13 protein-coding genes are annotated in these 16,864 nt (G+C 65.6%); 10 read left to right on the top strand and 3 right to left on the bottom strand.

The features are described 5' to 3' along the window. Positions 1–507: 507 nt before the first annotated feature. The 5 genes from AC1M2K_RS04690 to AC1M2K_RS04670 are packed head-to-tail and all read left to right on the top strand — an operon-like array spanning position 508 to position 3,556. Positions 508–1,152, top strand: a complete 645-nt coding sequence (locus AC1M2K_RS04690) for an NAD(P)-dependent oxidoreductase (RefSeq protein WP_480240033.1) — start codon at positions 508–510, stop codon at positions 1,150–1,152. Then, on the top strand, positions 1,152–1,592 hold the full coding sequence (locus AC1M2K_RS04685; protein WP_480240032.1) for a MarR family winged helix-turn-helix transcriptional regulator: 441 nt from the start codon (positions 1,152–1,154) through the stop codon (positions 1,590–1,592). The genes AC1M2K_RS04690 and AC1M2K_RS04685 overlap by 1 nt, the downstream gene beginning before the upstream one ends. Positions 1,593–1,605: 13 nt before the next feature. Then, entirely contained in the window at positions 1,606–1,809 is a 204-nt protein-coding gene (locus AC1M2K_RS04680) for a hypothetical protein (protein ID WP_480240031.1), read from the top strand. Between the two features lie 31 nt (positions 1,810–1,840). Then, positions 1,841–2,794, top strand: coding sequence for a LysR family transcriptional regulator (locus tag AC1M2K_RS04675; RefSeq protein ID WP_480240030.1), 954 nt, complete (start codon positions 1,841–1,843; stop codon positions 2,792–2,794). 60 nt (positions 2,795–2,854) lie between these two features. Further along, entirely contained in the window at positions 2,855–3,556 is a 702-nt protein-coding gene (locus AC1M2K_RS04670) for a type 1 glutamine amidotransferase domain-containing protein (RefSeq protein ID WP_480240029.1), read from the top strand. Between the two features lie 182 nt (positions 3,557–3,738). Here the strand turns inward: AC1M2K_RS04670 and AC1M2K_RS04665 are convergent, their stop codons facing one another. The 3 genes from AC1M2K_RS04665 to AC1M2K_RS04655 all read right to left on the bottom strand — a co-directional run bounded on the left by AC1M2K_RS04665 (position 3,739) and on the right by AC1M2K_RS04655 (position 6,759). After that, positions 3,739–4,539, bottom strand: coding sequence for an ATP-binding cassette domain-containing protein (locus tag AC1M2K_RS04665; RefSeq protein WP_480240028.1), 801 nt, complete (start codon positions 4,537–4,539; stop codon positions 3,739–3,741). After that, complete coding sequence (locus tag AC1M2K_RS04660; protein ID WP_480240027.1) at positions 4,536–5,582, bottom strand: ABC transporter permease; 1,047 nt, start codon at positions 5,580–5,582, stop codon at positions 4,536–4,538. Before AC1M2K_RS04660 ends, AC1M2K_RS04665 begins: the two co-directional genes overlap by 4 nt. Positions 5,583–5,667: 85 nt before the next feature. Beyond that, positions 5,668–6,759, bottom strand: coding sequence for a substrate-binding domain-containing protein (locus AC1M2K_RS04655; RefSeq protein WP_480240026.1), 1,092 nt, complete (start codon positions 6,757–6,759; stop codon positions 5,668–5,670). A 109-nt stretch (positions 6,760–6,868) separates the two neighbouring features. Between AC1M2K_RS04655 and AC1M2K_RS04650 the strand changes: the two genes are divergently transcribed. The 5 genes from AC1M2K_RS04650 to AC1M2K_RS04630 all read left to right on the top strand — a co-directional run bounded on the left by AC1M2K_RS04650 (position 6,869) and on the right by AC1M2K_RS04630 (position 16,830). Further along, on the top strand, positions 6,869–7,927 hold the full coding sequence (locus tag AC1M2K_RS04650; protein ID WP_480240025.1) for a LacI family DNA-binding transcriptional regulator: 1,059 nt from the start codon (positions 6,869–6,871) through the stop codon (positions 7,925–7,927). After that, the gene (locus AC1M2K_RS04645; protein ID WP_480240024.1) at positions 7,920–8,840 is read left to right on the top strand and encodes a PfkB family carbohydrate kinase; all 921 of its coding nucleotides are present in this window, start codon (positions 7,920–7,922) and stop codon (positions 8,838–8,840) included. Before AC1M2K_RS04650 ends, AC1M2K_RS04645 begins: the two co-directional genes overlap by 8 nt. A 95-nt stretch (positions 8,841–8,935) precedes the next feature. After that, complete coding sequence (locus AC1M2K_RS04640) at positions 8,936–9,517, top strand: hypothetical protein (RefSeq protein ID WP_480240023.1); 582 nt, start codon at positions 8,936–8,938, stop codon at positions 9,515–9,517. A 160-nt stretch (positions 9,518–9,677) separates the two neighbouring features. Continuing rightward, a complete protein-coding gene (locus AC1M2K_RS04635; protein WP_480240022.1) occupies positions 9,678–14,126 on the top strand; it encodes a beta strand repeat-containing protein in 4,449 nt (1,482 codons plus the stop codon). Between the two features lie 100 nt (positions 14,127–14,226). Continuing rightward, a complete protein-coding gene (locus tag AC1M2K_RS04630; protein WP_480240021.1) occupies positions 14,227–16,830 on the top strand; it encodes a LuxR C-terminal-related transcriptional regulator in 2,604 nt (867 codons plus the stop codon). Positions 16,831–16,864: the final 34 nt, after the last annotated feature.

Here is a 16,864-nt window from a genome sequence, read left to right as displayed (position 1 = left end):
TTGCTCAGGAGCAAGCAATGGTCCTCTCGCGCTACTCCGAATGCAGTGCGAGAGGACCAGGCCCGATCGGGGGCACTCCCGGGTCTGTCCACCGTAAGGCGTCACCCGTCCCCGTGTGCAACCCCAATCCGGGGTCGCGGACTCGACGTTGCCACGCTGGGAATGTGGCCGGCTCGAGGGACGGTGGGCCAAGCGTCGCCCAACGTGTGGTTCTTCGGATTGTGATCGGCGTGAAGTTCCGTCGAGGTGCGAGCTTCCCGGTCAGCTGGAAGGGCGAGGAGGAATGCCCTCTCGGCCGATCACTGGCCGAGAGGGCAACCCAATCATCTGGGGGCACAGGCTGACTGGGGCTGGCCGGCCGTCCGGGGGTGGTACGACGACCATGCATAAACATATACTCCCGCGCGGCCTCCCGTCTCGGATCAAAGCACCGCGCGCTCGAATGAGCACGCTGAACTCAGGCGGACCCTGTGACAAGAAATCTACTTTAGCCGCTAAAGTAATTAGATGAGCACAATCGCTATTCTCGGTGCGACGGGCAAGACCGGCCGACGTGTTCTCGACCGCGCCCTTGCAGCCGGTCATGACGTCCGCGTCCTCGTCCGTGATCCAGACAAGCTGCCGCAAGCCACCCGCGTTCACCCGTCGTTGACCATCGTCCAGGGGGACGTCCTGGACGGCGCCGTTGTCGATCGCGTTGTCGGCGGCTCGGACGTGGTCCTCGCATTGTTCGGCCAGGTCAAGGGTTCCTCGAAGACCTTGCAGGCCGACGGCACCGCCAACATCGTGTCGGCGATGTCTCGGTCTGGCGTGCGCCGCATCGTGACGCTGTCGGGCGGGGGCCTTCGTGCAGAGGGCAAGGATCAGCCGAAAGCTCCCGACAGGATCATCCGGTTCCTGCTCAAGACGTTATCGGGTCACGTGCTCGCCGATGCCGAGCAGCACCTCGTGGTCTTGAAAGCGAGCGGCCTCGACTGGACGGTCGTTCGCGGCCCCCGGCTCACGGAGACGCCCGGAGTTGGGTCGTACCGCGTGGGGTGGGTGGGAGAGGACTCCAGTACGCAGATCAGCCGCGATGACCTTGCCGACTTCATCCTGACTCAAATAGACGATGGCACGTTCCTCCATCAGATGCCATTCGTGAGCAACTGATGGCGGACAGCCCCCACCGAGCGGCACACGTCGCCGCGGTGCTGGAGTCCGTGACGCGTCTCGGCAGTTCGATCGCGGCCGGTCCTCGGGTCCTGTTCCACGGGCGGGACCTGACCCGAACACAAATGCAAGCACTGTTCACGTTGGCGCATACGCCCACGCCGGTGACACCTGGACAGCTAGCGACCGGGTTGGGCGTCACGGCCGGAGCCGTCACCCAGCTCATTGACGGGCTACGGGACCAGCGGCTCGTCGAGACCACGCCCAATCTCGACGACGCCCGTTCCAGGGTCATCCGGCTTACCGCGGACGCTGCCGAGGAAGTCCAACGATTCGAGGGCGCGATCGTCGAGCGTTTGCTGCCACGATTCGACTCGTTCGGAGACGATGAGCTCATCGCGCTCTCGCTCGCGCTCGCCCGGATCGCGGAAGAAACGTGACCCAGCCGTGTTCGTGACCGGCGCCAGCGGGATTGTCGGATGCGATCGCCTGTTTCTGATGCGGCCTCCGGCGATCGCTGATGTGCAGACCCATCTATTCCCCTTCATTGATGCCGCCCGCCGGGTGGGCATCCGGCACATCGTGTTCCTCTCGTTGCAGGGTGTGCAGACGCCGATTCTGGCTGTCTCTCCGGGCCTTCCTGTTCCTGCAGCGTGAGGGTGTGCGGAGGGTGCGAGAATCGAGTCTGATGTCACGCCATGACCTGGACCACCTGCGCACCTTCCTCGTTGTCTCGCGGACGGGATCACTTACCGAAGCGGCTGCGCTGCTCGGCATCTCGCAGCCCACGGTCACCGCCCACCTTCGTTCACTCGAGGCGGCTCTGGGCTTCGCTGTGCTCGTCCGCAACCGGTCTGGCGCCACCCTCACTCGGAAAGGAGCGGACCTTGCCCGCGATGTTGCCGCGCACGTAGACGCCCTGGATGACATAACTTCGCTCTCAGCGGCGGCGGCGATGTCACCCAGAGCACTGCACCTCGGGGGCCCGGCTGAGCTCTTCGGGGAATTTATTCTGCCCCGGCTGGGACGACTCCGCGAGGCCGTGCGCGTCCCTGTGCACGTGTCATTCGGACTCGCCGAACCGCTCCTCGACGACCTCCGCGCCGGCGGACTCGATGTTGTGGTCAGCGCCACCCAGCCTCGGCTCAGAGGAGTCGACAGCGTCCCCCTTTATGACGAGGAATTCCTGCTCGTGGCCGCGCCCGAATGGGCGGGTGACGACGCGGGCCGGCTCGGCGAGCCAGAGCTCGCCGCGATCCCGGTGATCGCGTACGCGGCGAACCTGCCGATCGTGCGCCGCTATTGGCGAACGGTGTTCGACCGTCGACCTGATGCGCTGCACATTGCTGCCGTGATCCCCGACCTGCGCATGATCGCCGCCGCGCTCCGGGGAGGCCAGGGGATGTCAGTTCTTCCTCGATACCTCGTGGCCGATGACATCCTCGCCGGTCGGCTGGTCGAGTTGCATCGGCCGGACGTGTTGCCGCTCAACACCGTGCACCTCGCAACACGGATGGGCGAGGCGACGCGGGGTGGTCCAGTACGTTCGCTCCTCGAAGCGCTTCGGGGATTCTTTGCGGACGAATCATCGTCTTCGAGCCGCCAAAGCGACTCCAATGGGCATCAATCTATGACGTCGTGAAATTTCCCGATCGATTGTCGGCCCAACTAAGGCGACACTCGACTCGACGAAAGGAACTCCATGTCGAAGATTCTGATGGTGGTCTCAGCGGCCACCTCCATCACCCTGGCCGACGGCTCCACCCACGCGACGGGTGTCTGGGCCGAAGAGATAGTCGTGGCACATCAGTCGCTCCTTGCTGCCGGACACGAGGTCGTCATCGCATCGCCAAGGGGTGTCGCGCCACAGATCGATCCTGGTTCGCTTTCGGCAGAGGTCGTCGGCGACGCCGACCGAGTCGAGCAGTTCCGTGCGTATCTCAAAAAGATCGGCGCACTCCTCTCGACGCCGCAAGACCTTCGGACCGTAGAACCGCGAGACTTTGACGCAGTAGTCATGCCTGGAGGACACGGCCCCATGGTGGACTTGGCAACCGACGAGCAGCTTGGTCAGATCCTCACAGCGGCGGACGAAGCAGGGATCATCATCGCCCCGTTCTGCCACGGTCCGGCGGGCCTGCTTGCTGCCGTCAGCTCGGATGGGTCGTTCGTCTTCGCTGGCCGGCGCCTGGCGGTCTTCAGCGACGAGGAGGAACGGTCCGGTGGGCTGGGCGCCAACGCGCCCTGGTTCGTCGCCGAAACTCTTGCTGCGCGCGGCGCGATCGTTGACAACGGAGCGCCGTGGTCGAGCCACGTCGTCCGCGACCGCAACCTCATCACGGGTCAGAATCCCCAGTCGAGCGAAGCGGTGGCCGAAGCCGTCATTGAGGCTCTCGCGGAGTAGCTGTTCATTTACGGACTGACCTGACCATCGTCGGGCGAACTGGGTGCCCCGGACAGACGCCGGTTCTGGCCGTCTCTCCGGGGCCGCTTCCGTCGGCCACCCGCTCCCTCCGTGTGCATCGATTCCCGTGTTTTCCCACGAGCCGAATGCCAGGGAGGAAGCCAGGTGTCCTCGCCGCACTCTCAGGCCGTTGCTGCGCCCGTCATGATCGCCACGGCTTCGGTCATCGTGTGCGAGGTCGGCGTGATGGTCGCCGCCCGTTTGCCGAGGCGCTGAATGTGGATCCTGTCCGCCACCTCGAATACGTGCGGCATGTTGTGACTGATCAGGATCACCGGGATTCCCCGGTCGCGCAGGTTCCTGACGAGCTGCAACACCTGGTTCGACTCGCGGACCCCGAGTGCGGCAGTCGGTTCATCGAGGACGACGACCTTCGACCCGAATGCCGCTGCGCGAGCAACAGCGACTGCCTGACGCTGACCGCCGGAGAGGTTCTCGACGGGAACCGTGACATCCTGCAGCGTTGAGATGCCCAGCTCGGTGAGTTCGGCGCGGGCCTTTTTGCGCATCCCCGCTGTGTCGATGATTCGGAAGACGGATCCGAGGATTCCCTTTTTGCGTTCTTCCCGACCGAGGAACAGGTTGGATGCCACGTCGAGCGCTGGTGAGACCGCGAGGTTCTGGTAGACGGTTTCGATTCCGGCAAGGCGAGCGTCCTGCGGGCGTTTGAAGGCCACCGGCTTCCCGTCGAGCAGGATCTCGCCCTGGTCGGGAACCTCGGCCCCGGTGAGGCACTTGATCAGCGTGGATTTCCCGGCGCCGTTGTCACCGATGATGGCGAGAACTTCGCCCGGATACAGCTCCAGGCTCACCCCGTCCAGTCCGACGACACGGCCGAACGTCTTGACCAGGTTCTTCGCCTGGAGGATCGGCGCGCGCGGAACGGCCGGCGCGGAATCAGGCAGTGCGTTGGTGAGGGTCATTTGCGTACCTTTCGGATCCACTGGTCGAGCGAGACGGCGACGATGATCAGGACGCCGACGGCGAGGGTCTGGTAGAGCACGTCCAGGCCGGCGAGGGAGAGGCCGTTGCGGAACACGCCGACGATGAGCGCGCCGAGCAGTGTGCCCCACACCGTCCCGCGCCCGCCGAAGAGGCTCGTCCCGCCGATCACCACGGCGGTGATCGAATCGAGGTTCAGGTCTGCCCCGGCGTTCGGGCTGGCCGCGTTCGACCGGCCGATCTGGATCCAGGCGCCGATCGCGAGGATGGCTCCTGCGGCCAGGTAGACGCTCATCAGCACACGGTCGACACGGATGCCGGCGAGCCGGGCGGACTCCTTGTCGTCTCCGACTGCGTAGACGTGACGACCCCACGCGGTCTTGTGCAGGATGAAGGCAACTGCGACGTAGAGGAGGAGCATCATCAGGACTCCGACGCTGATTCGCACGCCGATGACGTCGAAGGTCGAGCCGGTCCAGGTCAGGAGGTCGGGCATGTCGCTACCCCGGACGGTGGCGCCTGCTGAATACAGGAGCGTGAGTGCCACAAAGATGTTCAGGGTGCCCAACGTCACGATGAACGGTGGCAGTTTCAAGCGCGTGACGAGGAGCCCGTTGAACGCTCCTGCGGCGAGCCCTACGACGAGCCCCAGAAGGAGAGCGACGATGGCCGGTAGGCCGTTCTGGGTCGCGGTCTGGGCGATCACCATTGAGGAGAGCACCATGACAGCGCCGACGGAGAGGTCGATGCCTGCGGTGAGGATCACCAGCGTCTGAGCTATGGCGAGCGTGCCGACGACGGCGACCTGCTGGGTGATGAGGGAGAGGTTCGCGGGATTGAGGAACCGGTCGTTGAGTAGTCCGAAAACGATGATGGCGATGACGAGCACCACGGCCGGGCTCAGTGCCGGGTATCGGTGCAGTGTGTTGCGGATGCGGTCGATGGGTGTTCGCCGGTCGAGGAACTCGGTCGCGAGATCGTGCTGACCGGTTGTCGACGCGGGCTCGGTGGTCTGGGAACTCACTGGGACTCCTATGTCTGGTGATCTGCCGGTCGCCCGGCGGGGGGAAGGGGTGCGGCCGCTGGCCGGCCGCACCCGGGAGCGGGGATCATCCCCAGCAGATATCCGCTGCCTCGCCGGAGTCGATGCTCTCGACGCCGTCCGCAGGCGTGTCGGTCACCAGTGCGACACCGGTGTCGAAGAAGTCCAGTCCCTCGGTGGTGCTGGGCTTGGTTCCGTCTTCGGCGAGCTTCGCGATCGCCTCGACGCCCAGTTCAGCCATCTTCACCGGGTACTGCTGCGACGTTGCGCCGATGACGCCATCCGTGACGTTCTTCACCCCGGCGCAGCCACCGTCGACGGAGACGAGAAGGACATCCTTCTCGCGACCCGCCGCTTCAAGGGCCTGGTAGGCGCCGTACGCCGCCGGTTCGTTGATCGTGTAGACGACGTTGATGTCGGGGTTCTTCGACAGCAGGGTTTCCATGGCTGTGCGGCCACCGTCCTCGGCGCCCTGGGTGGCCTCGTTGCCCACGATCTCGTAGTCACCGCCCGAATATGTGCCGGTCGGCGATTCATCGCCGTTGGCGTTTCCGTCTGCCACGTCGATGCCCATGCCCTCGAGGAACCCCTGGTCACGGTTGTAGTCGACGGACACCACCTTGTCGTCGAAGAGGTCAAGCATCGCGATGGTGGCCTTGTCGCCGTCGAGCTGCGCAGCCGTCCACTCTCCGATAGCAGTGCCCGCGGCACGGTTATCGGTCGCGAACGTGATGTCGACGGCGTCGGCGGGATCCGGCGGTGTGTCGAGCGCGATCACGTAAAGACCGGCATCCCGCGCCTTCTGGATGGCATCGACAACGGCGGGACCGTTCGGCGTGATCAGGATGCCTTTGTCGCCTTTGGAAATGGCATTTTCGATCGCCTGGATCTGTGTGTCCTCGTCGCCGTCCTCCTTGCCCGCCGCGAGGGTGAGCGTGACGCCGGCGTCCTCCGCAGCGGCCTTTGCGCCCTCCTGCATCGCGACGAAGAAAGGGTTCGAGGTGGTCTTGACGATCAGGGTGACCCCGACCTCTTCGCTGTCCCCTCCCGTCGTGCCGGATCCGCCGGCGGCAGAACAGGCGCTTGTACCGAGCAGGGCGAGTGCCGTGACGGAGCCGGCCACGAAGAGCCGCTTTCCGAGCATCGATCGATTCAACATTGAACTTCCTCTTGGTTTGGGGGATTTCGGAATCCCGACAACGATGTCATGAGTAGGTCTATGCCATTAACGCCGATATAGTCAAGTCAAATCGTATTTTGGAGACTAAATGGTGACACCGTTGTCAACATCCGCTTCTGACAGCAACCCGCCGAGGCAGCGCGCGACCATGCGGCATGTGGCGGCACTGGCCGGCGTCGGGATCAAGACAGTTTCGCGCGTGATCAACGGTGAGCCGAACGTGTCTGACGCCACGATCGCCCGCGTGCGGTCGGCGGCCGAACAGCTGAATTACCAGCCTGACCTTCATGCCGGGAATCTCAGGCGGACGGATCGGAGAACGCAGACCGTCGGACTTCTGGTGGGTAGTGTTGCCAACCCGTTCTCCGGCGCGATTCATCGTGCCGTCGAAGATGCTGCAGCTGAACGCGGGGTCGCCGTGTTCGCCTCGAGTCTCGACGACGATCCCGATCGCGAGCGAGGGATCGTCGATGCCTTCCTGCGGCGGCGGGTCGACGGTCTCATCCTGACCACGGTGAACAGAAGCCAGGGGTACCTGCAGCATGAACTCGACCAGGGAACCCCGATCGTCTTTGTCGACCGGGAGCCCGTCGGCGTGGATGCTGACGCAGTCGTCGCAGACAATGTCGACGGTGCCGCGGCAGCGACCAGCCATCTCATCGATCATGGTCATCGCCGGATCGCATACCTCGGTGACCGGACAGACATCCAGACGGCGGCCCTGCGCAAACGCGGGTTTCTGAGCGAGGTCGGGAAGGCCGGCATTCCCACCAGCGACGTGCGCCTCCTCGATGACCTCCACGACGAAGAGACCGCTCGGGTCGCCGTTGCCGGGTTGCTGGAGAGCGACACCCCGCCGACAGCAATCTTCAGCAGCCAGAACCTCGTGACGATCGGCGCTGTGCGCGCGCTTCGCGAGCACGGACTCAGCCGGCAGATCGCGCTTGTCGGCTTCGACGACATCGAGCTCGCCGATCTTCTCGAACCCGCAATCACGGTGGTCGCCCAGAACCCCCAACGCATCGGTGCCCTGGCCGCCGAGCGCTTGTTCGCCAAGCTGGATGGGAACGCCGACCCGGCCCGCACCTGGGTCGTTCCGACCGAACTGATCGTGCGCGGCTCGGGGGAGATTCGACCGCATGGCTGAGAACTCCCGTGTCGTCGTCATCGGCGACGCCCTCATCGATGAGCTCCGATTCGGACGAGAGACCGCGAGCTTCGTGGGCGGGGCAGCTCTCAACGTCGCCGTCGGGCTCTCTGTCCTGGGCGTTCCGACAACTCTCATTGCCATGGTCGGCGACGACAGTGACGGCCAGGACATTCGCGACCACCTCGCCGGACACGACGTGGGTCTCCTCGCGACGACGGGCCCCCGTGGCTCATCTCGCGCGATATCCGACCGAACAGACGGTGAACCGACCTACCGCTTCAACGAGGCAGCGCAAGCACGACGGATCGTGTTCGGCGCGCGAGAGAAGGCCGCGATAGATTCCGCCGCCCTCGTCGTGGTGAGTTGCTTCCCCTTCGACGACGACGAGCAGGCTGCTGCGCTGGCAGATTCGGTCAGCACGCCGGAGAGGCGCCTTCTGCTCGATCCCAACCCGCGGGCGGGCATGCTCCATGACCGGGAACGTTTCGCCCGCAACTTCGAGAGGGCCGCGGCACGGGCGCTTCTCACCAAGGTCGGAGAAGAGGACGCGGAGCTGCTGTACGGCGTGACGCTGTCGGCCCTACGGGACAGGCTTCTGCGATCCGGCGCGTCATCCATCCTCGCGACTGCCGGCGCGGAGGGCGCAGAAGTCGCGACCGGATCGGGCACCCGCGTGCGCTCATCGATCGTGCCGCTGCCTGGCCCCGTCATCGACACCATGGGGGCCGGTGACGCGACCCTCTCGGCTTTTGCGGCGACGATCGCGCTCGACGGCATCCCGACCACCGACCGACGGTGGCAGGAGGCCCTCGTCGACGCGATGGGCATCGCCGCGGCGACCTGTCGCGCCGAAGGTGCGCTCCTGCGACTGCCCGTCGACCGTGTCGGCGTAGCCCCAATTTTCGAATGAATGCGGCTCGCGATGGTGTTAGTTCCGCTCCGCAAACAGTCCCCGCAGCCTGCGCACCGGATCTCTTAGCCCCCTGCAATAGATAGGATCACGGCGTGACGTTAACGCCGCCCCCACGACGCCGTTGGACCAGCGCCGCCCTGTTGCAGTGTGCGGCTTTCGGCGCCGTAGCAGGCATATTCATCGCCGGGCTTGCGCCACTCTCGGGAACGCTCGCGCTGGCATCCCCGGTTCTCTATGCACTCGTCGCAGGGGTGCATGCTGTCGGACCCATGCTGGCACTCCGGTGGACTCGTGCTCCGGGAGCGGCGATCCTCACCGCTGCATTCGCCGGACTGCTTGCCGCGCCGTTCAACGGACTCGGTCTGCTTCTGACCGTTGCGCTCGTCGCGCCGGCTGCCGCTCTCGAACTCGTGCTCATGCTCGGCCGGCATCGCTTCGAGAGCACGAGCCTGTGGTACCTCGGGGCTGCGACGGCGGGCGCGACGATCTTCGGTCTCTCGTTGCCGATCATCGACGAGGCGGCCCTCACACCGTTTGTGGTCTGGGGAACACTCGTGGGACGGCTGTTGTCGTACAGTGGCGCAGGCTGGCTCTCGCTCTGGTTCGAGGCCGCGCTCGTTCGTGCGGGAACGCGTCGGGTTCTGACTCATCACAGGCCGAGCCCTCGTCGCTGATGCCCCCCTTCCGGGGCAACCGCGGGTGAAGCCCCGGGTGAATTCGGGTGACAGTCCTGATCTGGGAGGCCTCCAGGCAAGAGGGTAATAAGGCCCGCGACCTGTCAACATCTCGCGGTGCCTGCCCCCAACACCCGCACCACTCTCGAGGTTATTCCGCATGCATTCCGCCGAAGGCGTTCGCGCGCCATCCGCTCCTGGCCGACATTCACTCTCCCGAATCATCGCGATCATCGTCGCATCCCTTCTGGCGACCGCAGGATTCACGCTCAGTCCGTTTCCGGCGCACGCGCTCACTGTCAAGGACATGGAGATCCGCTACAACGAGGTCGTCAACGGCGATTTCGTCCTCGTCGGCAACGGCGTGCTCGAGTGTGAGACGTCAGTCGCCAGCAACAGCGGCACCTGCGATCAACTGCACAACGGCGTTTCGTCCTCGAACCCTCAGATCGTCAACGACTCGTTCCTCATGAGTAACGTCAACGACGCACCGGCTCTGGCCACCGCTGGCGCCGCGAACTCGAGCCGAGCGACCGTGACGGTCCCGAGCGGCGCCAAGGTCGTCAAGGCCCAGCTGTACTGGAGCGGAAGTACGGGCGTCCGCCGCACCGACGGGGCCAACGAGAACCGCTGCGGATCCAACGCCAGGCAGGCAACCCTCCCAGACAACACACGCGGTGGATACCTCACCCAGCAGCCGATGCTGCAGGTCGGCGCAACCGGACAGGTCACCCGGGTCGCTCCCGGCACCGTGTACACCGAGCCTCTCGCCCAACTCTCGGCGACCGACGTCGGGTACTACAGCACCGGCGCCGACGTCACTGCAGCATTCGCGGGCATCGAAACCGGGTCAGCACAGACAATCTCCGTCGGTGACCTCTGGGCAGCCCAGGGTCCCAACTGCTACGCCGGTTGGTCGCTCGCCGTCGTCTACGACTTCGGAACCTTTGACCCCGACAACGCACTCACCGGCGCCCGTGAGGTCACCCTGTACGACGGACACGTACGCAAGTTCGCTTCAGATGCCGCTGCGGACACGATGCGCTTCGACGGCTTCACCGCGCTCGCCGACACCGCATCGATCGGTATGACCATGTACGAGGGCGACCTCAACATCTCGGGCGACACCGCGAAGTACACCACCTCGCTGACCGGCCAGGCCACCGCATTGAAGAACACCGTCACCCAGGCCGCCAACAACATCGGCGTGTCCCACGCGAACGGCTCCGCACGGTACGCCGGAAACGGCTCAGCCGCGTTCACCAACGCGAACGTCGACGTGTTCACACAGGACTCGGTCAACCTCGGCGGTACCGGCGCAGAGTCGCTGACGCTGCAGCTCGAGACCGCGGGAGACTCCTTCCTGATCCAGAACGCCATCCTGTCGGTACCGGTCGCTCGTGTCGTGATCGACAAGAGCGCCAACGGCACCGATGACATCCAGACCCGCGTCGCCGGAACCCCGGCAGCGTTCACCATCCGCGTGACCAACGTCGGCCAGGTTCCGCTGAGTGACCTCGACGTCAGCGACCCGCTCGCACCCGACTGTGCCGTCACGATCCCCGGCCCCATCGCATCCGGTGACTTCTACGAGTACACCTGCGAGACCACGGCCACCGTCGCCGCATACACGAATACCGCAACCGTCACCGCAGCCGTCCCCGGCTACGACGGCGACATCAGCGACACCGACACCTCACGGGTCGAGGTCTCCAGCATCGACGTCGTGAAGACCGGTGCCCTCGCCGGTGCCAGCGCCGTCGGCGAGACCGTCGACTACACCTTTGTGGCCACGAACACCGGTTCGGTTCCTCTCACAAACGTCAGCCTCGATGACCGTCTTCCCGGCCTCAGCGCGCTGACCTACACCTGGCCCGCCGCCGCAGGAACGCTCGCGGTCGGCCAGTCCGTCACCGCGACGGCCAGCTACGTGCTGACCCAGGCCGACGTGAACTCGGGCAAGGTCGACAACACCGTCACCGCGACAGGTACCGACCCTGCTGGTCAGACACCGACCGATGCCGACAGCGAAACGGTGCCCGTGGCATCCGCGTCATCGATCGAACTGATCAAGTCGGCCGCTCTCGCCAACGGGGCGACCGGACTCGCCGGCGACACCGTCGATTACACCTTCGACGTGACGAACACCGGTAACACGACGCTCACCGGCGTCGGTATCACCGACCCGCTCGACGGCCTCAGCGCGCTGACCTTCGGCACGTGGCCGGCAGCGACCGGTGTGCTCCTCCCCGGCCAGACGGTCTCGGCCACGGCGACGTACACACTCACGCAAGCCGATGTTGATGCCGGGCGGGTCGACAACATGGCGACCACGACGGGCATCACGCCCGCCGGTTCACCGATCACCGACACCGATGACGCCACGGTGCCGACCGCAGGACAGCCGGGGATCTCCCTGGTCAAGACGGGCGCACTGCCGAACGGCAGCACGGGAGCGGTTGGCGACCTCATCGACTACAGCTTCGTGCTCACCAACACCGGATCGCTCACCCTGTCGGACGTGACACTGACGGATGCTCTTCAGGGGCTCAGTGAGATCACGTACGGTTCATGGCCTGCCGCTGCCGGCACGCTTGCTCCGGGCCAGTCGGTCACAGCAACAGCGACCTACGCCCTCACGCAGGCGGATGTCGACGCAGGAATGGTGGAGAACACCGCAACCGCCGCGGGCACTCCTTCCACGGGCACACCGGTATCGGACGAGGACGGCACCACCGTCGTCGTGCCGCAGACGCCGCGCATCGACCTCGTGAAGACCGGCAGCGTCACCTCGGGTACCGGCGTGCTCGGCGACACCGTCACCTACGAGTTCACGGCGACCAACACCGGAAACGTCACCCTCACCGGCGTCGGCGTCACCGATGAACTCGCCGGGCTCGGCGCGCTGAGCTATGACTGGCCGGCGGCGGCAGGAACCCTGCTTCCCGGCGAGGTCGTCACCGCAACGGCAACGTACACGCTGACCCAGGCCAACATCAACACTGGATTCGTCGACAACTCTGCGACCGTCACCGGCACCCCGCCGACCGGCGCACCCGTGAGTGATGACGACGACGAGCGCATCATCACGATCTCGTCGCCTGACATCACCCTGGAGAAAACCGGGTCGCTCGCCGACACCGCGACGGGCATTGCCGGCGACATCGTTAACTACACCTTCACGGCCATCAACTCGGGAACGGTCACGCTCACCGGAGTCGACGTCACCGACGCCCTCCCCGGACTCAGCGCGCTGACCTACGGCGCCTGGCCCGGCGCTGCCAGCACCCTCGCACCGGGGGAGCAGGTCATCGCAACCGCGACATACGCCCTCAGCCAGGCGAACGTCGACGCTGGCTTCGTCGACAACACCGCCTCGGTGTCCGGCACCCCGCCGACCGGCGAGCCGGTGACCGATGAGGACGACGTCCGCGTGGAGGTCCCGTCTGCGCCCGGAATCGATCTGATCAAGCTCGGTGCATTCGACACCGGATTCAGCGCGGCAGCCGGCGACGGCGTCAGCTACGATTTTCAGGTCGTCAACACCGGGAACGTCACTCTCACCGGTGTCACGATCGCCGACCCGATGCCCGGGCTCAGCGCTCTGACCTACACGTGGCCGGGAACAGCCGGAGTGCTTGCTCCGGGGGAGCGTGCTCTCGCCACCGCGACCTATTCGCTGACCCAGGCCGATGTCGATGCGGGCGAGATCGCGAATGCGGCGATCGCCACCGGCGCGACACCGGGTGGAGAGACGGTGGATGACCCGGATTCCTCCACGCTCGATATTCCGGAGGGTCCGGCGATCCAGATCGTCAAGACGGGTGACCTCGCCGAGAACGCCGCAGGGGCAGCAGGAGACAACGTCGAGTACTCATTCGAGGTCTCGAACATCGGAAACGTGACGCTCTCAGGCGTCGACGTGACCGACCCGCTCCCCGGGCTCACCGAACTCGAGTTCGACGCGTGGCCGAGTGTGCCCGGTGTGCTCGCTCCCGGTGAATCGGTGACAGCGAGCGCGACCTACGCGCTGTCCCAGGCAGACGTCGACCGCGGATTCGTGGACAACACGGCGTCGACACGAGGTACTCCTCCAAGCGGCGCAGAGGTGAGCGACAGCGACATCGCCACGGTCCTCGTTCCGGCCTCGCCGGCGCTCAGCCTGGTGAAGACCGGAACCCTCGGCGGTGGAGCCGCAGTCGGCGACGACGTGGAATTCACTTTCGTCGTGTCGAACACCGGTAACACGACGCTCACCGGTGTCACGATCCTCGACTCGATGGCAGGGCTCAGCGCACTGAGTTTCGCCTCGTGGCCGGCGGCTCCCGGCGTGTTGCTCCCAGGTGAAGGCGTCACTGCGACCGCGAGTTATGCACTCACCAGTGCTGACATCGACGCAGGCAGTGTGACGAACAGTGCTGCGGCGACCGGAACGCCCCCGACCGGTGACCCGGTTTCCGACTCCGACGCGGTCGTGGTCGAGGTGCCCGGTCCTCTGGCCGAGACAGGGTTCGCCGGTGTGACGACGTTCCTGCTGCTCACAGCTCTCGCGTTGCTCGCCGTCGGGTTCGGAGTGAGAAGGATCGCCGGGCGGACCGAGCGCGCCTAGCCACTCCATGTCATCCCGGAGCGGGGTGCAAGGCACCCCGCTCCGGACCGATGGGGCCCACAGGCGCCCGAGCCTGAGGGCATCACTAGTCTTGGTTGCAATGGACGACATGCCCCGGTCACCAGACCGCATCTTCGGCGCGCCCCGCACGCCGTCGGCGTTGCTGGAGCGCCACCGCCTGCTGGATCTCCTCGACGGCGACGAAGCGCTCGTCGTCGTCCAGGGGCCCGCCGGTTACGGCAAGACGGCGCTCCTGGCCCAGTGGTCGCAGAAGACTCGGATGACCGGCGTCTGGCTTACCATCGAGACCGGGGAAGCCGACGACGTGGCCTTCGCTTCCCTCCTCGTGAGAACCCTGAACGACGCAGGGTTCGTACGCCCGGGCACCGTCCTCGAGACGGCAGAGTTGGCGTTCGAGAGCGACCAGGACCCCTGGGCGATCGTGCGCCGCGGACTCGCTCAGCTCGAGAGGGATGTCGTCGTCGTCATCGACAACGGCGACAGGCTCGCCGATGACGTGCTCCATCGTGTGCTCGAGCTGCTGCAGGCGTCACCCCGCGTGCGAGCCAGGATAGCCACCAGACGGACGACACCTCTGTCTTCGGCGGTCATGATGCTCGATACCGCGGTGATCGGGGCATCCGACCTTCGAATGACGGATGGCGAAGTGGCGGCGGCACTCCGCGTCGCCGGTGTCGATGCCGACCCCGCACCGTTCGTTCGTGCGGCCGGCGGATCAGCTCTCGCTGTGCGAGCCCTGAGCCTTCACGCGGATGCCCTCACCGTGGGGCCCTCCGGCTTCGGTGTGGACCGTGCGGTTGACGCGATCGAGCGTTACCTCTCGGCTCGTCAGGACGCGGACACAATGAACCCCAGATACGCTCGTTTCCTCGCTCGCACGTCGCTCGCCGAAACGCTGACGGAGGACCTTGCCGTCGAGCTGACCGGCGAAGCGGCTGTCGCAGACTTGTTCCACCAGGCCGAACTGGATGGACTCGGCATGTGGAGCGGCGCCGGGCCGACTCGGGCGTTCACGTACACGACGATCGTCCGCGAACTGTTGCGGCGAACTCTCGACCGTACGACTCCCCAGGATCGCCCGGGGCTGCAACGAGAAATCGCCCTGTGGTCGGCGCGCAATCACCGACCGCTGAGTGCCGTCGCGATCGCCGTCGAGATCGGCGATTTCGCGCTCGCCAGTGACGTGATTCGCGGGTCGTGGGCGTCTCTGCTTCTGGCCCATGGCGGGAAGATGCGGCCACTCTTCGCGGGGGTTCCACTTTCCGCCCTGCGTCGGTACCCGATCATCACGATGATGCTTGCACTCAGTTACAACGCAGCCAGCATCCACCGTGTGAAGGCGGTCGAGCTTTTCGCGCTCTCCATCATGGCGTCACGCGTGCAGCGCCGTAAGGCATCCCCGACCGATCGGGCACTGCTCAGTGGAATCGAGAGCGCCGCGTTCCGGGTGATCGGTCAGTTCGATCAGGCACTCAGCGCGGCGCGGGATGCTGTCGTGTCACTGAATGCGTTGGATGTCGATGGCCGTGAAGCGCTCGGTACCCTCGTGCCCGCGCTCTACTCACACGCGGGAATCTCGCTCTTCTACGCTGGCTTTAGTGACGAAGCGCTCGCTGCCTTCCGGGCATCCGTGTCGATCGGCGACTCGCTGAGCACCGTCTCGGGTCTGAGCGGATTGAGCAACACGGCTGGCGCGCTTGCCCTGGTCGGTGAGATCGACGATGCGCGGCGGATATGCGCTGACGCTCGCAGCCGGGTTTGGCCGGACGGTTGGCTCACCAGTTACCTTGCGAGTTTCTACCAGCTCGCCGAGGCGTTGATCGCCCTCGAGGTGGGCGATGTCGACGAGGCGTCCCAGCGCATCGGTCTGCTCGAGAGGCATCGGGACACGATCGAGCACTGGGCGCTTCTCGTCGACGCCGAAGCGACGGTCGCAATCCTTCGCGGTACGCCGGCCGATGGCCTGGCGGTGCTCGAGGCGAACGTGCGGCGACACTCGAACCGTGCAGCCTCAGCCGCGCCCATTGCCCGTCGTATCGCCATGACCCGCGCAATGCTCGAGCTCGCGAGCGGCTCGGTCACTGCAGCAGAGAAGCGCGTTGCCCCGCTCGCCGTCAGGTACCCGGCCGCCGCTGTGATGTATGCGCGCATCGCGCTCGTCCGAGGAGAACCCAGTGCCGCGCTGCGCCGACTTGAACCGGCATACACGACCCGGTCCGGATTGACCACTCGGCTCCGGGCTGAGGCCGGAACCATCGAGGCCGCTGCATTGCTGCGACTGGACCGGCGAGCTGAGGCGGTGCGTTCGATGGATAACCTCGTCGGGCTGCTGAAGGCGAGCGGGTTGCGCCTTGCCTTGTCGCTCCTGCCCGATCGGGACGTTCGTTCCATGCGCGCCATCGTCATCGACCGGCCGCAGATGCTCGATGTGCTCGGGGACGCCGTTGGTCGCATCCCCGAGGCGGACAGTACGGCTACGCTCACCGACCGCGAAATGATTGTGCTCCAGGCCCTGTCCCGCGATGGTTCCGTCGCTGAAATCGCGGCCGAACTTTTCGTGTCGCCGAATACCGTGAAGTCGCAGTTGAAGGCGTTGTATCGCAAGCTCGGCGTTTCGAACCGCGAGGACGCGATTGCGGCCGGCCGCGCCCATGGATTCATTCTGGGCGGATCGGCGGTCTGAGGGTTCCAACAGGGCGATGCTTCTCCGAGCGTGC

It is taken from the genome of Mycetocola sp. Y171 (assembly GCF_056713165.1).
Note: the sequence above shows the minus strand (reverse complement) of the source record. Positions and strands in the feature narration are given on the sequence as shown.